We start from the raw sequence: 19,837 nt of genomic DNA, 5'->3' as shown, positions 1-19,837 counted from the left end.
CCTCCGGGCGGGATACCGCCCGGGTTCTGCATAGCGACCGATAGCAAAAAAGGTAGACCGACTTCATGCTTCACCACACCTCCCGCAGAAGCCTGGTACTGGGCGCGGCAGCGCTGGCCCTGCCCGTGGCCGCACTGGCCCAGCAAAGCAGCGCGGCCGGCGCCAAGACACCGCTGGTCGGCCCTCTGGCCCCCAACCCGGCCGAATTCAAGAAACAGGTGGACCAGTTCACAGGCAGTGCCACGCCCGTGGCCGACGGCCTGCAGCTGGATGTGCCGGCCCTGGCCGACAACCCCAGCGCCGTGCCGGTCAAGGTGAAGGTCACGGCCCCCATCACCGAGCAGGACTGGTGCGAGGAAATCATCGTGCTGGCCGAACTCAACCCCTCGCCGCTGACCTGCCGCCTGCACTTCACCGCGCTGACGGGCACGGCCGAAGCCGCCGTGCGCGTGCGCCTGTCGCAAACACAGACCATCCACGCCCTGGCCCGCATGAAAAGCGGCAAGGTGCTGGTGGCCAAGCAGGCCGTCACCGTCGCCGCCAGCGGCTGCGGCATGTGAGCCAAGGAACCGCCATGAACCCTTCCAAGCCCCCCCGCATCTGGGTCAGCAATGCCAGCCCCAAAAAGGGCGAAGTGCTGCGCGTGCGCGCACAGATCGAACATGTGATGGAAAGCGGCCTGCGCACCGACCCGGCCACCGGCAAGCTGCGCCCGCGCAACATCGTCAACCGCTTTGAGGCCCGGCTGGACGATGCCCTGCTGTTTGCCTGGGCGCCCGGCATCTCCGTGGCCCAGAACCCGTACATCGAATTCACCTTCCTGGCCCGCCAGAGCGGCACGCTGCACTTCCACTGGAAGGATGAAGGCGGCCAGGCACTGAAAGCCGAAAAAGCCATCACCGTGGCCTGACGCCACAGCATGTGCCATGCAAGGCGCACGCCCCCCGGCCCCGCTCTGCGGGGCTTTTTCATGTCCCTGTGCGGCACCACCGGCGGCGGTTGCCGGCGACCTGGCGCTTACAGCACGGTGCAGGCTGTGCGCGCATCCGGCTGGCATGCGGCATACACTGCCACGCGGTTGCGCCCCAGGGCCTTGGCCCGATAGAGCGCATCGTCCGCACGCTCCATCAAGGCCTTGGCCTGACCGGCATGGGCGGGAAACGCCGCCAGTCCGCACGACAGCGTGGCATGCACCGTATGGCGCTCCAGCCGACGCGGGCTGCCGGCAAATGCCTGGCGCAGCGTCTGGGCACGCTCCCAGGCGGCCTCGATCGGCGTGTCGGGAAACAGCACCAGGAACTCGTCCCCGCCGTAACGGAACACCATGTCCTGCGACCGGCAGGAATGCTGCAGGTGGCGGGCCAGGGACTGCAGCAACTGGTCGCCCGCCACATGGCCGTGGCGGTCATTGGTCTGCTTGAAAAAATCCACGTCCAGCAGCATCAGCGCCAGGCTGGTCTGGCGCACCCGACAGGACTCCAGCAGACGCGGCAGGCTGTCCTCCAGCATGCGGCGGTTGAGCAGGCCGGTCAGCGGGTCGCGCTCGGCCTGCTCGGTCAGGCGGTCCTTGAGCGCACGGATCTCTTCCAGCTTGTTGCGCAACTGGCTGCGCTGCTGGTGCAGCACGGTGGCACGCCGGTAGCTGTCCTGGGCAAACACCGCCAGAAACGCCATCAGCGTGGCCATGCACAGCACGGTGGTCAGCATGCTGCTGTCGGGCACAAAGTGCAGCGGGCGCACCAGACCCACCAGCAACACCCCCACCGCCATGGCCACCAGGGCCTCCAGCCAGCCCAACCAGCTGCGGAACGCCAGCAGATTGACACTGGCCCCCACGAACAGGATGAAGCTCACCCACAGCGAAAAGTCCAGCACCGCCGCCCAGGCACCAAAACACAGCGCATCGGCCAGCATGTGCTGCACTTCGGCCTTGCGCGGGTGGTCGGCATACAGGCCGCGCACATACAGCAGGTGGGGATAGACCAGAAATTGCAGCACCAGCAGCCCCCACAGCCAGACCGCACCGTGCTGGGCCTGCACCTGGCTGCCCAGGGCCAGGCCCAGCAAGGCGAACGAGGTGCTGCGGTTTTTCCAGTTCATGCGCACCGCCCAATGGGCGCGCGGGGCAACAGCGGTGTGACTTGCGGCCATACGGTGTGATCCACGGAAGGTGTGCAACCTGCTGCAGGGCCGATCAAGCATGGGCTCGACCTGTCTCCTCCCTGTGGCACGGTGGCCTGCGGCTGCGGTTGATGTGCCAAGCGCGCCGGCGCTTGGCACCCGCTGACGCTTTTATTATTTATTAGCTTTTAATTATAGAAACTCAGATTTCAATACAGTTCAGTTATCAATTCCCGAGTGCATTCCATGTGATTGCAGGGATACAAAAAAAGGCCTCTTGCGAGGCCTTTTATCGATGGACGGAGGAAAAACCTCCCACTAGTTGCCGCGATAGCGCCCTGGCCGGTGGCTCACCGCCAGAAACACGCCCATGACCACCGCCGCCAGCACGGACCAGGCCACGCGCTCCCACGGCACCACCCACAGCGCCAGCATCACCACCGTGCAGTCGATGGCCATCTGCACCTTCCCGGCGCGGATGCCATAGCGTTCCTGCAGGTACAGCGAGGCAATGGTGGCCCCGCCCAGGCTGGAGCGGTGGCGTGCCAGAAACAGGATGCCGGTGCCCATCAGCAGGCCGCCGGCGATGGCCGCAAACACCGGGTGCAGATAATCGATATGAATGAAGCGGGGTCCCAGCTCCACAATCAAAGAAAGTATGCCCACACTTACAAATGTTTTGATCGTGAATACCCGGCCGATATGCTTCCAGGAAAACCAGTAAAACGGGATATTGATGGCGAAGTAAATCGCACCAAACGGCCAGCCGGTGGCGTAGTGCAGCACAAAGGCCAGACCGGCCGTGCTGCCCGTCAGCAGACCGGCCTGGGAGAACATCATCATGGTGATGCCCACGAACAGGGAGCCGGTGAACAGGGCCTGGGCATCTTCGAAAGTGCCGTGGCGTAGGCCGGAAGGAGGTTCAGCCGCTGCGAGGGGGCTGGCGCCGGAAGCCGGGCTGGAGGCGGCGCCGGCAGAAACGCCGGCCGCCAGGGGGGCGGAGGTGGATGCAGTGACAGTGTGAGCCATGGTATGGACCTTTGCGACGTTGCACCGGCAGTTGTGCCGCCGGCAAAAAAACGCTTGCAAGATGGATGCCTGCAAGCACGTCGCTCAGCCCGTATTTTGCTGCAATGCAGCAACCCCATTCAATGCCGTGGTGCAATCACCACGCATATCCGGGGCCACACCGCGGTCAGTGCTCGCCTGACGCGCGTTTTTGCACCGAAGCGCTGCGGATCACCCGGCCTTCGTCGCTGAAAGTCACCGTGAACACCATCTCGCGGTTGGGCGGGTCGATCCACTGCCAATCCCAATCCGTCTCCTGCTTCAGTGCAAACCGCATGCGCTTGGCCGGCATGCCCAGCATGCGGCGGACCTGTTCGTCCGTCATGCCGGGCTGGATCTTTTCGAACATGTGCGGCGCCAGCACCTGGCGCAGCGCGCTCATCTTGCCGTCCGGACCGATGGTGACCATGTAGTTGCGGTGACCGGCTGGCTGGCGGTTGTATTCAAAGGTGCGCGAGCCGTCGGACTCGTTCCACACATAGGCCGGCTCCCCGAATTCGGCACGCACATCGGCTTCGGTGGACAGCCCCTCTTCCAGCTTGTCGATCTTGTGCTGGTCACAGCCCACCAGGCCCACAGCGCCCAGCGCCACGGCCGCCAGCATGCCTGCGATACGCGAGAAAGATTTCATGGGCGTTGTCCTGTCCATCATGCTGCACTGCAACCATACAGTCCCGCCAGTCTAGCGGGCTTGCAGACCCGCTGCGCGCAGCACCTTGGCAGTTCCGCCCGGCGAACAGGGCATGATGACGTTCTTTCACTGAGTATCCATCCGCCCATGTCTGCTTCCCTGCCCGATCTGTTTGCCCACTTCCACGCCTGCGCCGCCCAGGCACTGCAGCAGGACAACAAATGGCTGGTGATCGACCCCGTGTACGACCACATGGAGCAGCTGGCCGCCCAGCCGCTGGAGCAACTCCTGCCCCAGATCCTGCAGCTGATCGAAACCTATCCCACGCTGGACTACGGCGGCCCCGGCCCATTCGGCAGCCTGATCGAAGAACACCCGCTGGCCGCCTATACCCCGGCACTGCTGGCCTCGCTGCAGCGCCAGCCCAGCGTGCAGGTCATGGGCTGGCTGGACCGCGCCGTGCGCGCCGAGGGACTGGATCTGCCCTGCGGCCCCAATCCGGTGCGCCCGGCCGATTACGCCGCCGTGCTGGAGCAGCTGCTGCAGCACCCTCTGGCCTCCGAGGAGTGCAAGGCCTTCGCCCAGGACAGCCTGGACGACGCTCGCCAGGCGATCCGCCCCTGACCCGCTAAAATCCCCGCTTCTGAGAGGTTTACCCACATGTCCATCTTCCGCCGTCCCGACTACCAATCCGAAACCACCCAGTTCCTGAACGAGCTGAAGAAGCAGAACCCCGCGCTGGAATCCCAGCAGCTGGCCGGTCGCGCCCTGCTGTGGGACAAGAACGTGAACTATGAAGTGGCGGCAGACACCGCCCAGGCCCAGGTGGCCCAGAAGCCCTACGTCTACCAGACCAACGCCAGCTGATCCCAGGCGGTCTGCCCGGCTGTGTACCCTGCACAGTCCTGCGGGCCGTGTGCGCCACCCCGTGCGCACCCGCGGCTCTCTGAATTGCAGCACCCATGAAGCAGCGCGCCTCCCAGGCCGGTGACAACGACGCGCTGGCCGCGTCGTCCGCACTCACGCCCCTGTCGCCCGACGGCCTGCCCGACGTGGTGGACCAGGTGGCGTTGGCACGCCTGTACGGGGAGCCGCTGTTCAACCTGCCCAATGACCTCTACATCCCGCCGGATGCGCTGGAGGTCTTCCTCGAGGCCTTTGAAGGCCCGCTGGACTTGTTGCTGTATCTGATCCGCAAGCAGAACTTCAACATCCTCGACATCCCCATGGTGGATGTCACCGCCCAGTACCTGCGCTATGTGGACGAGATCCGCACGCGCAACCTGGAACTGGCGGCCGAATACCTCTTGATGGCTGCCATGCTCATCGAGATCAAGTCGCGCATGCTGCTGCCGCCCAAGAAAAAAGAGGGCGAGGAAGAAGCCGAAGACCCGCGTGCCGAACTGGTGCGCCGTCTGCTGGAGTACGAGCAGATCAAGCTCGCGGCCGCCCAGCTGGGCCAGATTCCGCAGTATGGCCGCGACTTTCTGAAGGCCCAGGTCTACATCGAGCAAAGCCTGCAGCCGCGCTTTCCGGATGTGGAAGTCTCCGAGCTGCAGGCCGCCTGGCAGGACATCCTCAAACGCACCAAGCTGGTCCAGGCCCACCGCATCACCCGCGAAGAACTGTCGGTGCGCGAGTACATGAGCCAGATCCTCAAGCAGTTGCAGGGCCGCCGCTTTGTGCCGTTCGAGGACATCTTCGTGCCCGAAAAAGGCAGCACCGTGCTGGTGGTGACTTTTATCGCGCTGCTGGAGCTGGGCAAGGAAACCCTGATCGAAATCACCCAGGCAGAGGCCTACGCACCCATTTATGTGCGCCTGGCCTATCGCCCTGTCGAGCCCGTGCTGGCCCCGCTGGACGCCGACGAAGGCGTGTACTCGACGGACTGAGTCCCCCTCCACGTTCCGTGGTCCCTGTGTCGCCTCCCGCCACGCTGCGCGGAATCAGAGGCCAGAGCCAGCCCGCCTGCGGCATCTGCTGACGCCGCGCCCAATCCATTGCCACTACCGCCCAACCCTGCTGCGCAGGCCATACCCGGGCCTGGCGCTCGGAATTGCAGCGGCTTTTTTCTTCCCCAAAGCCGCCAGACCCGGTCACCAAGGCCGTCACAGCGCTGGCGCTTTTTGCAACCATCAACCGGGGGATCGATTTCCGCAGCGAAAACAACGGCAACACCGCCCAATCCGGCCTGTTTGGCAGCGCCACAATGGGCCACAGAGGAAAAATTGACCACCATTTGCGCGAAGATGCAGCCAGCTTGCATGCAATTTGCATCAACACCCTTTCAACCGCACGCAAACTCTCCCCAAAAAACACGTTGGCGCCGCACGGACCGCCCAGCGCCATCTGGCGCAATTTGCACCCACTGCAGCATGCCCACAATGCCCGGCATTCCCTGTTCGACCCGGAGCTTTCGCCATGCCGCACGCCACCTCTTCCACGGACTGCGCCAGCCACGCTGCCCCCCGCGCCCCTGCTGCCGCTGTATCCCCGCCTGCCACACAGGCCATGCACTGGCACCAGCCCGTCACCCGACCCGCTGCACAGGCGGCCGGCACAACCGGCCAACGCTGGTCGGTGGACGCCATCCAGGCCCTGCTGGACCTGCCTTTTCTGGACCTGCTGCACCAGGCCCAGAGCGTGCACCGCCAGCACTGGCCGGCCGGTGAGATCGAGCTGGCCACGCTGCTTTCGGTCAAGACCGGAGGCTGTCCCGAAAACTGCGGCTACTGCCCACAGTCGGCCGAATTCGATACCGGCGTGCAGGCCGACAAGCTGATGAGCGTGGAAGAAGTCACCCGCGCTGCCAAGGCCGCACAGGACGCCGGGGCCACGCGCTTTTGCATGGGCGCCGCCTGGCGCGCGCCCAAGGACCGCGACATCGAAAAAATGAACGTGCTGATCAGCGCCGTGAAGGGGCTGGGCCTGCAGACCTGCGCCACGCTGGGCATGCTGCAGCCACACCAGGCCAAGGCGCTGCACGACGCCGGGCTGGATTACTACAACCACAATCTGGATACCGCACCCGAGTACTACCAGGACGTGGTCAGCACCCGCCAGTACCAGGACCGGCTGGACACCCTGGCCGCCGTGCGCAACGCCGGCATCAGCGTGTGCTGCGGCGGCATCATCGGCATGGGGGAAACCGAGGTCCACCGCGCCGGGCTGATTGCCCAGCTGGCGAACATGGAACCCTACCCCGAGTCCGTCCCCATCAACAGCCTGGTGCGCGTGCCTGGCACCCCACTGGCCGACAGCGAGCCCGTCGATCCACTGGATTTCGTGCGCGTGATTGCCGTGGCCCGCATCACCATGCCCCAGGCCCGCGTGCGCCTGTCGGCAGGTCGCCAGCAACTGGGCGAGGCGGTGCAGACCCTGTGCTTCATGGCCGGCGCCAATTCCATCTTCTACGGCGACAAGCTGCTGGTCACCGGCAACCCCGATGCCGACGCCGACCGACAGCTGCTGCACAAGCTGGGGCTGCACGGCCTGCAAACCCAGACATCCGCCGCCTGAAAACCCGCGCGCCATCGGCTGCCGCGGCGCCCGGCCCGTGTAACCGCCGCGGCACATACCCTGCAGGACGGCCCGCCGCCCTGCGCTCTTTGCCACCATCACGGACCACTCCCGCAGCCCCGCGCTGCGGCCCTGGCCCAGGGAGTTCCGCATGACCTCTACCCTTGCCCGCCGCAGCATGGCGGCTGTCTGGCACCCTTGCACCCCCATGCAGCGGCACGAAGCCGCGCCCCCGCTGGCCATTGACCGCGCCAGCGGCCCCTGGCTGTATGACACCGACGGACGGCGCTACCTGGATGGCATCAGCTCCTGGTGGGTCAACCTGTTCGGCCACGGCCACCCGCACATCCGCGCCGCACTGGCCGACCAGCTGGAGCGACTGGACCACATCCTGCTGGCCGGCTGCACCCACGCGCCGGTGGTGGAACTGTCCGAACGCCTGGCCGCCCTCACCGGACTGGGCCACGCCAGCTATGCCAGCGACGGCGCCTCGGCCACCGAAATCGCACTGAAGATGAGCGCTCATTACTGGCGCAATCTGGGCATGCCCGAAAAGAACCGCTTTGTCGGCCTGGCGGGCGGCTACCACGGCGAGACCGTGGGCGCGCTGTCCGTCACGGATGTGGAGATTTTCCGCAGTGCCTATGCCCCGCTGACCCGCCTGTCCGCCACCGTGCCCAGCCCGGATGCACGCCACGCCCTGCCAGGGGAAAGCGCTGCCGACGTCGCCCTGCGTGCGGCAGCCGCCCTGGAAGACTGGCTGCAGGCCCACCACCAGGAAACCGCCGCACTGATCGTGGAGCCGCTGATCCAGTGTGCCGCCGGCATGGTGATGTACGACGCCGTCTACCTGCGCCAGGCCCGCCAGCTGTGCGACCGCTACCAGGTGCATCTGGTGGTGGACGAGATCGCCACCGGTTTTGGCCGCACCGGCAGCCTGTTCGCCCACCAGCAGGCGAGCATCACGCCGGACTTCATCTGCCTGTCCAAAGGGCTGACCGGCGGCACGCTGCCGCTGTCGGTCGTGCTTACTACCGACACCGTCTACCAGGCGTTCTACGGCACCGATGCGGCACGGGCTTTCCTGCATTCCCACTCCTACACCGGCAACCCGCTGGCCTGCCGCGCTGCCCTCGCCACACTGGATCTGTTTGCGCAGCGGGATGCGCTGACCACCAACCAGGCCATGGCGGCGCAGATCAGCGCCGCCTTCGCACCGTTGAACGCCCACCCCCGCGTGCGCCACGCCCGCCACCTGGGCATGGTCTGGGCCTGGGACATCGACACGGACTTGCCCGACTTTGCCCAGCGCTACCACCATGCGGCCTTGCGCCACGGCCTGCTGCTGCGCCCCATCGGCCGCACGCTGTACTGCATGCCGCCCTATGTGCTGGACGCCCCCGCCATCGCCCACCTGGGCCGCGCGGCCCTGGCGGCACTGGAAGACTGCTTGCAGCAGGAAGCCGCGCTGCGACTGCGCACGGAGGCCGCATGATCGGCTGCTTTGTGACCGGTACCGACACCGGCGTGGGCAAGACCCTCGCCAGCTGCGCGCTCTTGCACGCCCTGGGCCGCCACCACGCTCGCGTGGTCGGCATGAAGGCCGTGGCCGCGGGGGCCGAACCCGACGGCCATGGCGGCTGGGCCAATGAAGACACGCTGGCCCTGCGCGCCGCCTCCACGCTGGCAGTGCCCGCCGCCTGGGACAACCCGGTGCTGCTGGCCGATCCGCTGTCGCCCCATATCGCCGCCCAGCGCGCCGGGGTGGAGGTGACGCTGCCCCCCATCCTGTCCGCCTACCGCCAGCTGGCCGCCCAGGCCGATGCCGTGGTGGTGGAGGGTGCCGGCGGCTGGCGCGTACCACTGTCGGACAGCCTGTCGATTGCCGATCTGGCCGTGGCGCTGCAGCTGCCCGTGGTGCTGGTCGTCGGCCTGCGACTGGGCTGCCTGAACCATGCGCTGCTGACGGCCGACGCCATCCGGGCCAGCGGCCTGCCGCTGGCCGGCTGGATCTGCAGCCGCGTGGACCCCCACATGCTCGCCCCCGAGGACAACCTGGCCACGCTGCGCCGTGCACTGGGCAGCCTGGGTGCGCCGCTGCTGGCCGACCTGCCCCACCAGGCCCGGCCCGATCCCCGCACCGCATCCGTACAACTCCCGCAGGCATGGCAATGACCCCCACCACCGCACCATCCACCGGTTCTTGGCTGGACGAACTCCCCCTGCAACTGGCCGCGCTGGACGCCCAGCACCTGCTGCGCACGCGCCGCGCCGTGGCGCCGCTGCAGGGGGCGCACATCCGCGTGGACGGCCAGCCCCTGCTGCAGTTCTGCAGCAACGACTACCTGGGTCTGGCCGGCCACCCGGCCCTGGCCGAGGCAGCCTGCACCGGCGCCTGGGACTTTGGCGTGGGCTCCGGCGGCTCGCCCATGGTCAACGGCCACAGCACGGCCAATGCTGCACTGGAAGCCGATCTGGCGCAGTTTGTGCAGCTGCCGCGGGCGCTGTACTTCTATGCCGGCTTTGCCACCAATGCCAGCGTGATCCCGGCACTGGTGGGCGCGGGCGATGCCATCTTCTCGGACGCACTGAACCACGCCAGCCTGATCGACGGCTGCCGACTGTCACGCGCCAGCATCCACCGCTATCCGCATGGCGACCTCGCTGCGCTGGATGCGCTGCTGGCGGGCAGCACCAGCCGGCGCAAGCTGGTGGTGAGCGACGCCGTGTTCAGCATGGACGGCAACGTGGCCGACATTCCCGGCCTGCTGGCCTTGTGCGAACGCTACGATGCCCTCTTGATGCTGGACGACGCCCACGGCCTGGGCGTGCTGGGCCCGCAAGGGCGTGGCAGCCTGGCCGCCGCCGGGCTGACGGGTGCCGCAGCCTCCCCCCGGGTGCTGTACATGGCCACGCTGAGCAAGGCGGCCGGGGTCTCCGGGGCCTTTGTGGCCGGCAGCGAGGTTCTTGTGGAATGGCTGCTGCAAAAGACACGCAGCTACACCTTCGCCACCGCCGCGCCCGCGTTGCTGGCGCGGGCGCTGCAGGCCAGCCTGCGGTTGATGGAACACGAGACCCGCCTGCGCACCCAGTTGCAGGCCCGCATTGCCCAGCTGCGCCAGGGGCTGCAGCCCCTGCTGGCACACACCGGCTGGCGGCTGCTGCCGTCGGACACCGCCATCCAGGCGCTGGTGGTGGGCAGCAATACCGCGGCCCTGGCGCTGATGGATGGCCTGCGCCAGCGCGGTCTGTGGGTCCCGGCCATCCGTCCGCCCACCGTGCCCGCGGGCACGGCACGGCTGCGCATCGCCCTGTCGGCCGCACACACTGAAGCCGATGTGCAACTGCTGCTCACTGCCCTGACAGCGCTGGCGCCCACCGCAGAACCCGCCCTGGCGTGAGCCGATTTGCACCCGGCTGTGAACGGCTTTCAGCCCCGGCCTCCCGGTGGCGACCGCACTTGGCCTGACAATCGGCAGTGTGGCAGACCGGGTCATGCCCGGTCTGCCGCCTTTTCCCATCACACCGCCCGAGGAGACACCATGCCCCACCTGTACGTGGAATACAGCAACAACCTGACCGGCCTGAACGAACAAGGCCTGCTGGAAAAGCTCAACGCTGTGGTCTGCGGCCACGCCACCGTCGCCGATGAAGCCGACGTCAAGGCCCGCATTGCCGCGTTGCAGCAATTCCGCATCGGCACCAACCCTGCGCAACGCGGCTTTGTGCACGTGCAACTGCGCCTGCTGGCGGGCCGCACACCCGAGGTGAAGAAGGAGCTGTCCGACGCCATCGCTGCCGTGCTGCGCGCCGAAGTCCCTCAGCCTGCTGGCGTGATGGTCCAGCTGAGCGCCGAGATCGCCGACATGGACAAGGCCAGCTACTACAAGGACCGCCTGTAATCGCCCTGGCAGCCATATGCACCCGGGTGGGTCGACCGACCACCCGGCCGGTGCACGGCGCGCAACGGCTGCACCACGCCTGCTGCGTACCGCGCTGTCACCGCCCCCGCCTGCGGCCAGACAGGTGCGCAGGCATCCGCTGCGGCCGCATTTCCCTTGGCACCCGCCACGTTCCGTGAATACCGCGCCCCCTTCCACCCGCCGTGCGCAGTGCCCTGACTGCCTGCGCCCGGCCAGCGCCTGCATCTGCGCATGCGTGCAGACGGTGGCGCACGCCACCCAGGTGCTGCTGCTGCAGCATCCGCTGGAAGTGCAGCACCCCAAAGGCACGGCACGGCTGTTGCACCTGTGCCTGCCGCACAGCCGCATGGAGCAAGGCGAATGCTGGCCTGCAGACCGTCTGCAGGCCCTGCTGCAGGACGCATGGCCTTCAGTGGGCGACAGACAGGCAGAGCCGGCTCCGGCGCTGACGCTGTTGCTCTACCCGCCCTCCCCACCCGATCCGGCGCTGCCGCTGCTGGAGCCGCCGCCCTGGGACATGGCCGATCTGACCGCATTGCCTGAGGGCGCTGTGCTGCGCCTGGTGGTGCTGGACGGCACCTGGCGCAAAAGCCGCAAGATGCTGTACCGCAACCCGGCATTGCAACAACTGCCCCGCCTTCCGCTGCGAGAGCTGCCGGCCAGCCGCTACGCCATCCGCAAGGCGCACAAGCCAGGCCAGTTGTCCACGCTGGAAGCCAGCTGTGCGGCACTGCGCCAGCTCGAGCCCGCCAATTCCACGCTGGACGGTCTGCTGCAGGCCATGGCCGCCATACAAGACCACTACCGCGCGCAGCTGACACCATAAGCAGCTCCTGCACAACATGCAGGGGGGAGGCATCTTGAGGCCGGGCAGCCCGCAATCCCGGGGAAATGCATGCAGCACTCCCTGGCATGCGCTCTTTCGCCCCCTGCAGGGTCTGCCGACCAGACCCGGTTCAGGCCAAGGCCCGGGGGCGCGGGGCTTTCTGCTGCCGCCGTTGGCACGGCTGAGAGACACCTCTGCCGCACCGGCGCACAGACACGATGGCGCCGCCAAAAAAAAGCGCTGCCGATGGCAGCGCAATCCATGCAAATCACCACGTCATCCGCGTGATCCAGAGCAGCGCACACAGCCCGGTTCACATTGCGCAGATGCACTGGCGGCCTTGCATGCCTCCAGGGCCGAGGGGTGCGTCACCCCCTGGCCGGGTGTTCAGGGCTGGGCCGGGGCCTGGCCTTGGCGGGCCGTGGTCTGCACGGAACCCATGTACTTGGCCACGGTCTCCTGGAAGGCAGGGCCGTTGCGCAGCTGTTCGTACTTGCGATATTCAGGGGTGTACTTCACGTCCGGGAACTGCGCCGGCGACGGCATGAAGCTCATGCCCGACTTGTGCCACAGCTCCAGATCGGCTTGCACCTGGGCTTTTTGCAGGGTTTCGGCGTCGGCCGACACGGCCGATTCGGCGTGGGCAGCGCCCACCAGGGTCATCACAGCCGCGGCAGCGGCCATCCATTGCTTGCGCATGGCATTGTCCTTTCCAGACACATTCACAGAGATTGCCGGGCTGCTGACAGTGGCAGCACAGCCTGGAAAGCAGTGTCGGGGCAGGAGCGGGGTACCGTCTGTGCGTTTTCTCACGCAGTGCAGCAAAAAGCCGAAAAGACCCCTGGCAGCTCAGCGCATGTCTTCCAGCAGCACGCGCAGACCATCCACATTGGTCAGGCGCAGGCCGCGGCCTTCGCGCTGCAGCAGGCCCAGGCGGGTCAGGCGCGACATCTCGCGCGCCACTTCTTCGCGGCTGCTGCCCAGCAAGGCCGCCAGGCTGACCTGGGTCGGTGCGGGTTGCAGCAAGGCCTGGTTGTTCTGCACCCCGGCGCGCTCCGCCAGCATCAGCAAGCGCGCATGCAGACGCCCGCCCACGCTGAGCGTGCCCATTTCCACCAGCCGGGCCACCAGCGCCCAGACCAGGCGGTTCATGCCTTGCAGCAGGGCCGATAGCATGCCCTCCATCACCGCCGGGTCCCGGTCGAACAGGGCCTTGACCTCATGCCCTTCCAGCGTGGCAATCAGACTGGCATCGGCCGCCTCCACCACCAGCGGCACGCTGGGCGGCTGGGAGCATTCTCCCAGCCAGTGGTTGCCGCACCACTGGCCCGGCATCAGGTCCCCCACGATCATCTCGCGCCCCTGGCTGCCGTAGTAGCGCACCCACAGCCGGCCGTGCACGATCAGATTCAGCCGGCCCTCATCGAAGGCATCCGGCAGCGGCTGCCCCGGCTCCAGCAAACGCCAGCGGAAGCGTGTGGCCAGGGACTGCAGATCCGCCTCCCCCAGATGGGCCAGCAAAGGCATGGTCTGCAAGGCCTGCCATGACGCCGGAACCGGTGCCGGCGCAAGCGCTGCCCCTGCATCGTCAGAACGCAGCAGCGGTGGCGAAGAAACAGAAAGGGAGGCCATAACGGGCCATTGTGCCGTGGCCGCCACCGATCCGCTGCAGGCAGAAACCTCGGCGGTTTCCGGGCTCTCGCCCAGCCCTTGGCGCCCTGCAGCGCCTACTGCGGCACAAACCCCGGCGGCGCGCTGGTGAACTGGCTACCGCTGCATTGCAGCATCCCCTAGACTCGCGCCAGATTGCTGCACTGGCCCAACGCAAAAAACACCTCTGGGAGACAACATGTCCGCAAGTACCACCGGCACGCCTTACGGCACCATTCCGCCCGCATCCCCGCTGCCCCAGCGCCGCCCCGTCAGCCTGCCGCGCCTGGCGCAAATGCGTGCGGCCGGCGAAAAGATCACCATGCTCACCGCCTATGACGCCACCTTCGCCGCCGTGGCCGATGCCGCCGGTGTGGAGTGCATTCTGGTGGGCGACTCCCTGGGCATGGTCTGCCAGGGCCTGCACAGCACCGTGGGCGTCAGCCTGGACGATATGTGCTACCACACGGCCAGCGTGGCGCGCGGTCTGCACCGCGCCCAGGCCACGGCCTGGCTGATTGCCGACCTGCCCTATGGCAGCTACCAGGAATCGCGCGAACAGGCGCTGCGCAGCGCCAGCGCTCTGATGCAGGCCGGCGCACACATGGTCAAGCTCGAAGGTGGCGGCTGGACCGCGCCCACGGTGCAGTTTCTGGTGGAGCGCGGCATTCCCGTCTGTGCCCACCTGGGGCTGACACCCCAGACCGTCCACGCCCTGGGGGGCTACCGCGTGCAGGGCAAGGACGATGTGGCCGCCGCCACGCTGCGCCGCCAGGCCCGCGAACTGCAGGATGCCGGCGCCGCCATGCTGGTGCTGGAGATGGTGCCCGCAGCCCTGGCCGCCGAGCTGACGCAGGCGCTGACCCACTGCCACACCATCGGCATAGGCGCTGGCAACGGCACAGCCGGACAGGTACTGGTGCTGCACGACATGCTGGGCGTCAACCTGGGCAAGATGCCCAAGTTCGTGCACAACTTCATGCAGGAGGCCGGCAACGTCAAGGGCGCCATGGCGGCCTATGTCCAGGCAGTCAAGGATGGCAGCTTTCCCGACAACCAGCTGCACGCCTGGTAAGCCCAGGCTTCTCCCGTTTCCGTCCCGTTTTCCGACACCATGCACATCGTCCATACCATCGCCGACCTGCGCTCCGCCCTGGCGGGCCGCGGCCGCCCCGCTTTCGTTCCCACCATGGGCAATCTGCACGAGGGCCATCTGTCCCTGGTGCGCAGCGCACGCCAGCATGGCGATGTGACCGTGGCCAGCATCTTCGTCAACCGCCTGCAGTTTCTGCCGCATGAAGATTTCGACAGCTACCCGCGCACCTGGGATTCGGACTGCAGCAAGCTGCAGGCCGCCCACTGCGACCTGCTGTTTGCGCCGCGCGAAGCCGATCTCTACCCCGAAGCCCAGACTTTCAAGGTGCAGCCCGACCCCACGCTGGCCGACATGCTGGAAGGGCATTTCCGCCCCGGTTTCTTTACCGGCGTGTGCACCGTGGTGATGAAGCTGTTTTCCGCCGTGTTTGCCACCACTGGCGGCGGCGCGGCCATCTTCGGCAAGAAGGACTACCAACAACTGATGGTGATCCAGCGCATGGTCCAGCAGTTTGCCCTGCCCATCACCATCATCGCAGGCGATACCGCCCGTGCCGACAGCGGCCTGGCACTCAGTTCCCGCAACGGCTACCTGAATGCCGAACAGCTGCAGCAGGCCATGGCCCTATCCCAGGCACTGAAGACCCTGGCGCAGGCGGCCCGCACGGGCCGCATTCCACTGGCAGACCTGGAAACCCAGGCCATCGGCCAGCTGCAGGCCCTGGGCTGGGAGCCCGACTACCTGACGGTGCGCCTGCGCAGCAACCTGCAAATTCCCGGTGCCACCGACCTAGCCACGGCCCCGCTGGTGACACTGGGCGCCGCCAAACTGGGCAGCACCCGGCTGATCGACAACCTCGAGTTCTGAACCGCGGCAGGTCTCAGCACTGGAACGCCCCGGTGGCGCAGTGCGGGGCCTCCGGCAGGACTTCCAGCCCATGGGCGACCACGCGCAGCTGCGCACCGCTGGCAAAGTCCAGCTCCAGCACCAGGGGCTGCTGCAATGCACAGGGCACGGGCAAGGCCGACAGGCATTGCCCCTCCAGCAGCACACGCCCGGCCTCCAGCTTCCCGAAAAGCGCTTGCACGGGCGGCAGGGGCCCGGACAGCGTACAGACCAAGCGCATCGGCAGCCACAGGCCTTCGCCGCTGCCGGTCTTGCCCCCCTCCTCCGCGTACACCCGCGCAGCGGAAAAACGCACGGTCAGCAGTGCGGCGGTGCCTGCACTCACGCTGCACGCGGCGACTTCTGAATCTTCAAATACCCATTGCATGGCCGTGAGCATAGAGGCTGCACGGCCCCATGGCATGCCCGTGGCGGGGGCAAGAAAGCTTTTCAGATAAGCAAGGCGAAATTTGTTTCTTCTGCCCTGCAGGCGGCATTTCCACAATGGCTGGACCAGGTGCGGCCCGCACCGCTTTTTCCGCCATGGAAGGATGTTCGTTTTATGCAATTCAAGAAGTGGATCACCGCCGCCGCTGCAGGCGCCGCGCTGCTGACAACCGGCTCTGTCTGGGCCGACCGCCTGCAGGACATCAAGAAGGCCGGCGTGCTGCGCGTGGCCGCCTTTGATGGCAACCCCCCGTTCGGCTTTGTCGACGCCAAGACCCGCAAGATCGTGGGCCTGGACGTGGACTACGCCGAAGAATTTGCCAAGCGCCTGGGTGTGAAGCTGCAGCTGGTGCCCACCAATCCTGCCAACCGCGTGCCGCTGCTGGTGTCCGGCAAGGTGGATCTGGTGCTGGCCAACTTCACCATCACCGAAGAGCGTGCCAAGCAGGTGAACTTCAGCGTGCCGTATTTCTCGTCGGGCACACAGTTCCTCGCTCCCAAGGGCACACTGGCCTCGGCCGACCAGCTCGGCAGCCTGCGCATTGCCGTGGACAAGGGCACGACCAACGAGATCGTGCTGCGCGAAAAGTATCCGCAGGCCACCCTGGTCGCTTTCGACGACACGCCGTTTGCCTTCACCGCCTTGCGCAACGGCAATGTGCAGGCACTGGCACAGGATGGTCCCAAGCTGGTGGGCTTGTTGGGCACCATCAAGGACGCCCAGGAACGCGCCAAGTGGGAAGTGCCTGCGTTCACCATCTCGAACGACTTCATCGGCGTGGGCATTCCCAAGGGAGAGACCGCGCTGACCGACTGGGTCAACACCACGCTCAAGGAACTGGAAGGCAATGGCCAGGCCGGCAAGATTTACGACGCCTGGTTCGGCCCTAAGAGCAACACGCCGCTGGTGCGCACTTTCAAGATCGGCGACAAGGTCTAAGCCACCGCATCCGTGCCGCTTTTCGCCAAGGGCGGCGCGCCGACCGGTGCGCGGCCCTGGCTGCTTTCCCATGACCCCTGTTCTCCCCTGGCCGGACGCGGTGCTGGCCCTCAAGTACTGGCAGTGGCTGCTCAGCGGCTGGTCGGTCACCATGGGCACCTCGCTGCTGGTGATTGCCCTGTCCACCCTGCTGGGCGTGCTGTTTGCCATGGCCCGTGATGCCGCAGCGCCGGCGCTGCGCACTGCGGCCGGCGTCTACCTCTCGGTGTTTCGCAACACACCGCTGCTGGTACAGCTGTTTTTCTGGTATTTCGGCGTTCCCAGCCTGCTGCCTGCGGGCTGGATGGGCTGGCTGAACACGCCGCATGTGCTGGCCCTGGGCGGCTGGCATCTGGCCTGGCCGTCGCTGGAGTTCCTGTCCGCCGCCCTGGGCCTGGTGCTGTATTCCACGGCCTATGTGGGCGAGGAAATCCGCGCGGGCATAGCCAACGTGCCGCGCAGCCAGCTTCAGGCGGCCCTGAGCCTGGGCATGACGCGCTGGCAGTCGCTGCGCCATATCGTGCTGCCGCAGGCGCTGGCCCATGTGGTCTCGCCGCTGTGCGGGCAGTACATGAACATCACCAAGAACACCTCGCTGGGCATGACGATCGGCCTGGTGGAGCTGTCCTACCGCGCACGCCAGGCAGAGGCCGAGACCTTTCAATCCTTCCAGGTCTATGGCATCAGCACCGTGCTCTACATCGTGCTCATCATCGGCCTGGAACTGCTGAGCCGGCAGGTGCAGCGCCGGCGCCGCTGGGGCCGGCTGCCCGTGGGGCGCACATGAACCTGGCAGCACTGGCCGACGACTGGCTCTACCTGCTGGTAGGCACCTTCCCCGAAGGACCGCCCGGCGGTGCGCTGCTGACCTTGATCCTGAGCGCCACCTCCGGCCTGGCCTCGGCCGTGCTGGGGCTGGTGCTGGGCATTGCACTGGCCATGGGCAGCGGGCCGTGGGCCACGCTCTTGCACACCGTGCTGGGCTTTCTGCGCGCCATTCCCGTGCTCATGCTGATCTTCTGGATCTACTTTCTGCTGCCCATGCTGTTCGGCATGGATGTGCCGGGCACGGTGTCTGTGGTGTGCGCCCTGTCGCTGATCGGCGGTGCCTATCTGGCCCACGCCGTGGCGGCGGGCATCCATGCCGTGCCCCAGGGCCAGTGGGACGCAGGCCGGGCGCTGGGCATGGGCCGCTGGCAGGTCCTGCGCTGGCTGGTGCTGCCGCAGGCACTGACGGCCATGCTGCCGTCGTTGGTCAACCAGTGGATCACGCTGATCAAGGACAGCTCGCTGGCCTATATCGTCGGCGTGGGCGAACTGTCGTTTCTCTCCACCCAGGTGAACGCGCGGCTGATGGTGAACCCGGCCGAGGTGTTTGTGTTCGTGGGCGGTGTGTACTGGCTGCTGTGCTCGCTGCTCCATCTGCTGAGCTGGGCCATCGGACGGCAGCAGCCAGCGCAGCGCGCCTGATTGGCGCCCGCGCTGCTGCCTGCGCTACAGGGCCGTCACGCCCGGCCTTGCATACTGGCCGGCATTCACCACAAGGAGAGCGACATGCCGGAAAAGAAGCTGTACCTGGACGATTTGTACGTGGGCCAGACCTTTGTCAGCGGTGAGCACCTGCTGGACGAAGCCCAGATCATTGCCTATGCCCGGCAGTTCGACCCGCAGGTCTTTCACCTCGACCCCGAAGCCGCCAAGTACACCTTCTTCCAGGGTCTGGCGGCCAGCGGCTGGCACACGGCATCGGTCAGCATGCGCCTAGTGACCGAGAGCATTCCGCTGGCGGACGGCGTGATCGGCGGCGGCATGGAAGAGCTGGCCTGGCCCCAGCCCACACGGCCCGGCGACCGGCTGCATGTGGAATCCGAGATCGTGGAGATCATCCCCTCCCAGTCCAAGCCCAACCGCGCCATGCTCCGCGTGCTGTGCCAGACCAAGAACCAGCGCGGCGAAGTGCTGCAGCGTTTTCGCCCCAAGATGCTGGCCTTCAAGCGCCCTACCGTCTGAGGCGTTCAACCGGCGGATGGCTGCAGCGCCTGCGCCGTGTGCTGCAAGGCAGCCACCAGCGCGTCCACCGCAGGCTCGGCCGGGCGGTGCAGCGGCAGCAGCACATGCACCTGGTAGGGAATGGCAAAGGCCAGCGGGCGCACCACCAGCTGCGGCCCGGCACAGGCCTGGGCGGTATAGGGATTGACGATGGCCACGCCCAGCCCCTGCTGCACCAGCGCGCAGACCGAGACCGCGCTGGCCGTCTCCAGCCCCAGCTGGCGCTCCACACCGGCCTGGGCAAACACCGCATCGATCTGCTGGCGGTACGGATCGTCCCGTGCCAGGCTGATGAAGGGCTGGCCGGCAAAGTCCTGTGCTGCCAGCACCGGCTGCTGCGCCAGCGGGTGGGTAGCGGGCAGCACCGCCACCTCGTCCAGCGCCGGCAGCGGCAGGCTGCGCGTGCCGGGAGGGGCGTCGGCCAGCTCGGCCAGACCCAGGTCAAAACGCTGTGCGGCCATCCATTCCTGCAGCAGCGGCCCTTCCTGGGTGGTAATGCTCACCGGCACCGGGGGGGGGGGGGGGGGGCCGGGGGGGCCCGGCGCCGGCCGCCGCCCCCCGGCCCTGCCTTAATAAAAAAAAAACAGAGCGCCCCCCCCAAAAAACAATTAAAAATACGTGGGGGGCGGATCATTAAAAAAAT

23 protein-coding genes and 1 pseudogene are annotated in these 19,837 nt (G+C 66.8%); 17 read left to right on the top strand and 7 right to left on the bottom strand.

The genetic code is table 11. The annotated features are described in order from the left end of the window. Positions 1–65: 65 nt before the first annotated feature. Together QM470_RS11730 and soxZ are read left to right on the top strand one after the other, a co-directional pair. A complete protein-coding gene (locus QM470_RS11730; protein ID WP_283339407.1) occupies positions 66–560 on the top strand; it encodes a thiosulfate oxidation carrier protein SoxY in 495 nt (164 codons plus the stop codon). A 14-nt stretch (positions 561–574) separates the two neighbouring features. Beyond that, positions 575–910: a thiosulfate oxidation carrier complex protein SoxZ gene (gene soxZ / locus QM470_RS11725; protein WP_283339406.1), complete on the top strand. Its 336-nt coding sequence runs from the start codon at positions 575–577 to the stop codon at positions 908–910. A gap of 107 nt (positions 911–1,017) precedes the next feature. Here the strand turns inward: soxZ and QM470_RS11720 are convergent, their stop codons facing one another. The 3 genes from QM470_RS11720 to bamE form a co-directional block, all read right to left on the bottom strand. Next, positions 1,018–2,151, bottom strand: a complete 1,134-nt coding sequence (locus QM470_RS11720) for a sensor domain-containing diguanylate cyclase (RefSeq protein ID WP_283339405.1) — start codon at positions 2,149–2,151, stop codon at positions 1,018–1,020. Positions 2,152–2,439: 288 nt separating this feature from the next. Then, complete coding sequence (locus QM470_RS11715; RefSeq protein WP_283339404.1) at positions 2,440–3,150, bottom strand: YitT family protein; 711 nt, start codon at positions 3,148–3,150, stop codon at positions 2,440–2,442. Positions 3,151–3,316: 166 nt separating this feature from the next. Continuing rightward, positions 3,317–3,820, bottom strand: a complete 504-nt coding sequence (bamE, locus tag QM470_RS11710) for an outer membrane protein assembly factor BamE domain-containing protein (protein WP_066539379.1) — start codon at positions 3,818–3,820, stop codon at positions 3,317–3,319. A 147-nt stretch (positions 3,821–3,967) separates the two neighbouring features. On the opposite strand from bamE, the gene QM470_RS11705 reads away from it, so the two are divergent. The 9 genes from QM470_RS11705 to QM470_RS11665 all read left to right on the top strand — a co-directional run bounded on the left by QM470_RS11705 (position 3,968) and on the right by QM470_RS11665 (position 12,088). After that, a complete protein-coding gene (locus QM470_RS11705; RefSeq protein ID WP_283339403.1) occupies positions 3,968–4,444 on the top strand; it encodes a hypothetical protein in 477 nt (158 codons plus the stop codon). A 36-nt stretch (positions 4,445–4,480) separates the two neighbouring features. After that, positions 4,481–4,687: a DUF3460 family protein gene (locus tag QM470_RS11700; protein ID WP_066539383.1), complete on the top strand. Its 207-nt coding sequence runs from the start codon at positions 4,481–4,483 to the stop codon at positions 4,685–4,687. 95 nt (positions 4,688–4,782) lie between these two features. Next, positions 4,783–5,712 carry a segregation and condensation protein A gene (locus tag QM470_RS11695; protein ID WP_066539385.1) on the top strand — a complete coding sequence of 310 codons (930 nt, stop codon included), beginning with the start codon at positions 4,783–4,785 and terminating at the stop codon, positions 5,710–5,712. A gap of 619 nt (positions 5,713–6,331) precedes the next feature. Further along, positions 6,332–7,339: a biotin synthase BioB gene (bioB, locus tag QM470_RS11690; protein ID WP_283339568.1), complete on the top strand. Its 1,008-nt coding sequence runs from the start codon at positions 6,332–6,334 to the stop codon at positions 7,337–7,339. A gap of 151 nt (positions 7,340–7,490) precedes the next feature. Next, a complete protein-coding gene (bioA, locus tag QM470_RS11685; RefSeq protein WP_283339402.1) occupies positions 7,491–8,834 on the top strand; it encodes an adenosylmethionine--8-amino-7-oxononanoate transaminase in 1,344 nt (447 codons plus the stop codon). Further along, the gene (bioD, locus tag QM470_RS11680; protein WP_283339401.1) at positions 8,831–9,514 is read left to right on the top strand and encodes a dethiobiotin synthase; all 684 of its coding nucleotides are present in this window, start codon (positions 8,831–8,833) and stop codon (positions 9,512–9,514) included. Before bioA ends, bioD begins: the two co-directional genes overlap by 4 nt. Further along, positions 9,511–10,740 carry an 8-amino-7-oxononanoate synthase gene (gene bioF / locus QM470_RS11675; RefSeq protein WP_283339400.1) on the top strand — a complete coding sequence of 410 codons (1,230 nt, stop codon included), beginning with the start codon at positions 9,511–9,513 and terminating at the stop codon, positions 10,738–10,740. Before bioD ends, bioF begins: the two co-directional genes overlap by 4 nt. A gap of 141 nt (positions 10,741–10,881) precedes the next feature. Further along, positions 10,882–11,241, top strand: a complete 360-nt coding sequence (locus QM470_RS11670; RefSeq protein ID WP_066539401.1) for a 5-carboxymethyl-2-hydroxymuconate Delta-isomerase — start codon at positions 10,882–10,884, stop codon at positions 11,239–11,241. A gap of 175 nt (positions 11,242–11,416) precedes the next feature. After that, positions 11,417–12,088 (top strand): tRNA-uridine aminocarboxypropyltransferase, encoded by a 672-nt coding sequence (locus QM470_RS11665; protein WP_283339398.1) that lies wholly within the window; start codon positions 11,417–11,419, stop codon positions 12,086–12,088. A gap of 387 nt (positions 12,089–12,475) precedes the next feature. On the opposite strand, the gene QM470_RS11660 is transcribed toward QM470_RS11665, so the two are convergent. Both QM470_RS11660 and QM470_RS11655 read right to left on the bottom strand, forming a co-directional pair. Beyond that, the gene (locus QM470_RS11660; RefSeq protein ID WP_283339397.1) at positions 12,476–12,787 is read right to left on the bottom strand and encodes a hypothetical protein; all 312 of its coding nucleotides are present in this window, start codon (positions 12,785–12,787) and stop codon (positions 12,476–12,478) included. 150 nt (positions 12,788–12,937) lie between these two features. Then, positions 12,938–13,615: a Crp/Fnr family transcriptional regulator gene (locus QM470_RS11655; protein ID WP_283339396.1), complete on the bottom strand. Its 678-nt coding sequence runs from the start codon at positions 13,613–13,615 to the stop codon at positions 12,938–12,940. Between the two features lie 322 nt (positions 13,616–13,937). Here QM470_RS11655 and panB point away from each other — a divergent pair, with 322 nt between their 5' ends. Both panB and panC read left to right on the top strand, forming a co-directional pair. Beyond that, complete coding sequence (gene panB, locus QM470_RS11650; protein WP_283339395.1) at positions 13,938–14,813, top strand: 3-methyl-2-oxobutanoate hydroxymethyltransferase; 876 nt, start codon at positions 13,938–13,940, stop codon at positions 14,811–14,813. A 39-nt stretch (positions 14,814–14,852) separates the two neighbouring features. Continuing rightward, the gene (gene panC / locus QM470_RS11645; RefSeq protein ID WP_283339394.1) at positions 14,853–15,701 is read left to right on the top strand and encodes a pantoate--beta-alanine ligase; all 849 of its coding nucleotides are present in this window, start codon (positions 14,853–14,855) and stop codon (positions 15,699–15,701) included. A 13-nt stretch (positions 15,702–15,714) separates the two neighbouring features. Here panC and QM470_RS11640 read toward each other — a convergent pair whose 3' ends face one another. Further along, a complete protein-coding gene (locus QM470_RS11640) occupies positions 15,715–16,065 on the bottom strand; it encodes a hypothetical protein (protein WP_283339393.1) in 351 nt (116 codons plus the stop codon). A gap of 216 nt (positions 16,066–16,281) precedes the next feature. On the opposite strand from QM470_RS11640, the gene QM470_RS11635 reads away from it, so the two are divergent. The 4 genes from QM470_RS11635 to QM470_RS11620 all read left to right on the top strand — a co-directional run bounded on the left by QM470_RS11635 (position 16,282) and on the right by QM470_RS11620 (position 19,155). Then, positions 16,282–17,106 carry an ABC transporter substrate-binding protein gene (locus QM470_RS11635; protein WP_283339392.1) on the top strand — a complete coding sequence of 275 codons (825 nt, stop codon included), beginning with the start codon at positions 16,282–16,284 and terminating at the stop codon, positions 17,104–17,106. Positions 17,107–17,176: 70 nt separating this feature from the next. Beyond that, positions 17,177–17,932: an amino acid ABC transporter permease gene (locus QM470_RS11630; protein ID WP_283339391.1), complete on the top strand. Its 756-nt coding sequence runs from the start codon at positions 17,177–17,179 to the stop codon at positions 17,930–17,932. Further along, entirely contained in the window at positions 17,929–18,615 is a 687-nt protein-coding gene (locus QM470_RS11625) for an amino acid ABC transporter permease (protein ID WP_283339390.1), read from the top strand. Before QM470_RS11630 ends, QM470_RS11625 begins: the two co-directional genes overlap by 4 nt. Before the next feature lie 84 nt (positions 18,616–18,699). Further along, entirely contained in the window at positions 18,700–19,155 is a 456-nt protein-coding gene (locus tag QM470_RS11620; RefSeq protein ID WP_283339388.1) for a MaoC family dehydratase, read from the top strand. A gap of 5 nt (positions 19,156–19,160) precedes the next feature. On the opposite strand, the pseudogene QM470_RS11615 reads toward QM470_RS11620, so the two are convergent. After that, positions 19,161–19,706, bottom strand: a pseudogene (locus QM470_RS11615) (LysR substrate-binding domain-containing protein); the annotation flags it as partial. Between the last annotated feature and the right edge of the window lie 131 nt (positions 19,707–19,837).

The organism is Comamonas sp. 17RB, assembly GCF_030056555.1.
Taxonomy (GTDB): domain Bacteria; phylum Pseudomonadota; class Gammaproteobacteria; order Burkholderiales; family Burkholderiaceae_C; genus Comamonas; species Comamonas terrigena.
Note: the sequence above shows the minus strand (reverse complement) of the source record. Positions and strands in the feature narration are given on the sequence as shown.

What these genes read in the sequence shown, in the direction of transcription:
- QM470_RS11730 (WP_283339407.1), top strand. Translation starts at nt 66, where the DNA reads ATGCTTCACCACACCTCCCGCAGAAGCCTGGTACTGGGCGCGGCAGCG.
- soxZ (WP_283339406.1), top strand. Translation starts at nt 575, where the DNA reads ATGAACCCTTCCAAGCCCCCCCGCATCTGGGTCAGCAATGCCAGCCCC.
- QM470_RS11720 (WP_283339405.1), bottom strand. Translation starts at nt 2,151, where the DNA reads ATGGCCGCAAGTCACACCGCTGTTGCCCCGCGCGCCCATTGGGCGGTG.
- QM470_RS11715 (WP_283339404.1), bottom strand. Translation starts at nt 3,150, where the DNA reads ATGGCTCACACTGTCACTGCATCCACCTCCGCCCCCCTGGCGGCCGGC.
- bamE (WP_066539379.1), bottom strand. Translation starts at nt 3,820, where the DNA reads ATGAAATCTTTCTCGCGTATCGCAGGCATGCTGGCGGCCGTGGCGCTG.
- QM470_RS11705 (WP_283339403.1), top strand. Translation starts at nt 3,968, where the DNA reads ATGTCTGCTTCCCTGCCCGATCTGTTTGCCCACTTCCACGCCTGCGCC.
- QM470_RS11700 (WP_066539383.1), top strand. Translation starts at nt 4,481, where the DNA reads ATGTCCATCTTCCGCCGTCCCGACTACCAATCCGAAACCACCCAGTTC.
- QM470_RS11695 (WP_066539385.1), top strand. Translation starts at nt 4,783, where the DNA reads ATGAAGCAGCGCGCCTCCCAGGCCGGTGACAACGACGCGCTGGCCGCG.
- bioB (WP_283339568.1), top strand. Translation starts at nt 6,332, where the DNA reads ATGCACTGGCACCAGCCCGTCACCCGACCCGCTGCACAGGCGGCCGGC.
- bioA (WP_283339402.1), top strand. Translation starts at nt 7,491, where the DNA reads ATGACCTCTACCCTTGCCCGCCGCAGCATGGCGGCTGTCTGGCACCCT.
- bioD (WP_283339401.1), top strand. Translation starts at nt 8,831, where the DNA reads ATGATCGGCTGCTTTGTGACCGGTACCGACACCGGCGTGGGCAAGACC.
- bioF (WP_283339400.1), top strand. Translation starts at nt 9,511, where the DNA reads ATGACCCCCACCACCGCACCATCCACCGGTTCTTGGCTGGACGAACTC.
- QM470_RS11670 (WP_066539401.1), top strand. Translation starts at nt 10,882, where the DNA reads ATGCCCCACCTGTACGTGGAATACAGCAACAACCTGACCGGCCTGAAC.
- QM470_RS11660 (WP_283339397.1), bottom strand. Translation starts at nt 12,787, where the DNA reads ATGCGCAAGCAATGGATGGCCGCTGCCGCGGCTGTGATGACCCTGGTG.
- QM470_RS11655 (WP_283339396.1), bottom strand. Translation starts at nt 13,615, where the DNA reads ATGCCTTTGCTGGCCCATCTGGGGGAGGCGGATCTGCAGTCCCTGGCC.
- panB (WP_283339395.1), top strand. Translation starts at nt 13,938, where the DNA reads ATGTCCGCAAGTACCACCGGCACGCCTTACGGCACCATTCCGCCCGCA.
- panC (WP_283339394.1), top strand. Translation starts at nt 14,853, where the DNA reads ATGCACATCGTCCATACCATCGCCGACCTGCGCTCCGCCCTGGCGGGC.
- QM470_RS11635 (WP_283339392.1), top strand. Translation starts at nt 16,282, where the DNA reads ATGCAATTCAAGAAGTGGATCACCGCCGCCGCTGCAGGCGCCGCGCTG.
- QM470_RS11630 (WP_283339391.1), top strand. Translation starts at nt 17,177, where the DNA reads ATGACCCCTGTTCTCCCCTGGCCGGACGCGGTGCTGGCCCTCAAGTAC.
- QM470_RS11625 (WP_283339390.1), top strand. Translation starts at nt 17,929, where the DNA reads ATGAACCTGGCAGCACTGGCCGACGACTGGCTCTACCTGCTGGTAGGC.
- QM470_RS11620 (WP_283339388.1), top strand. Translation starts at nt 18,700, where the DNA reads ATGCCGGAAAAGAAGCTGTACCTGGACGATTTGTACGTGGGCCAGACC.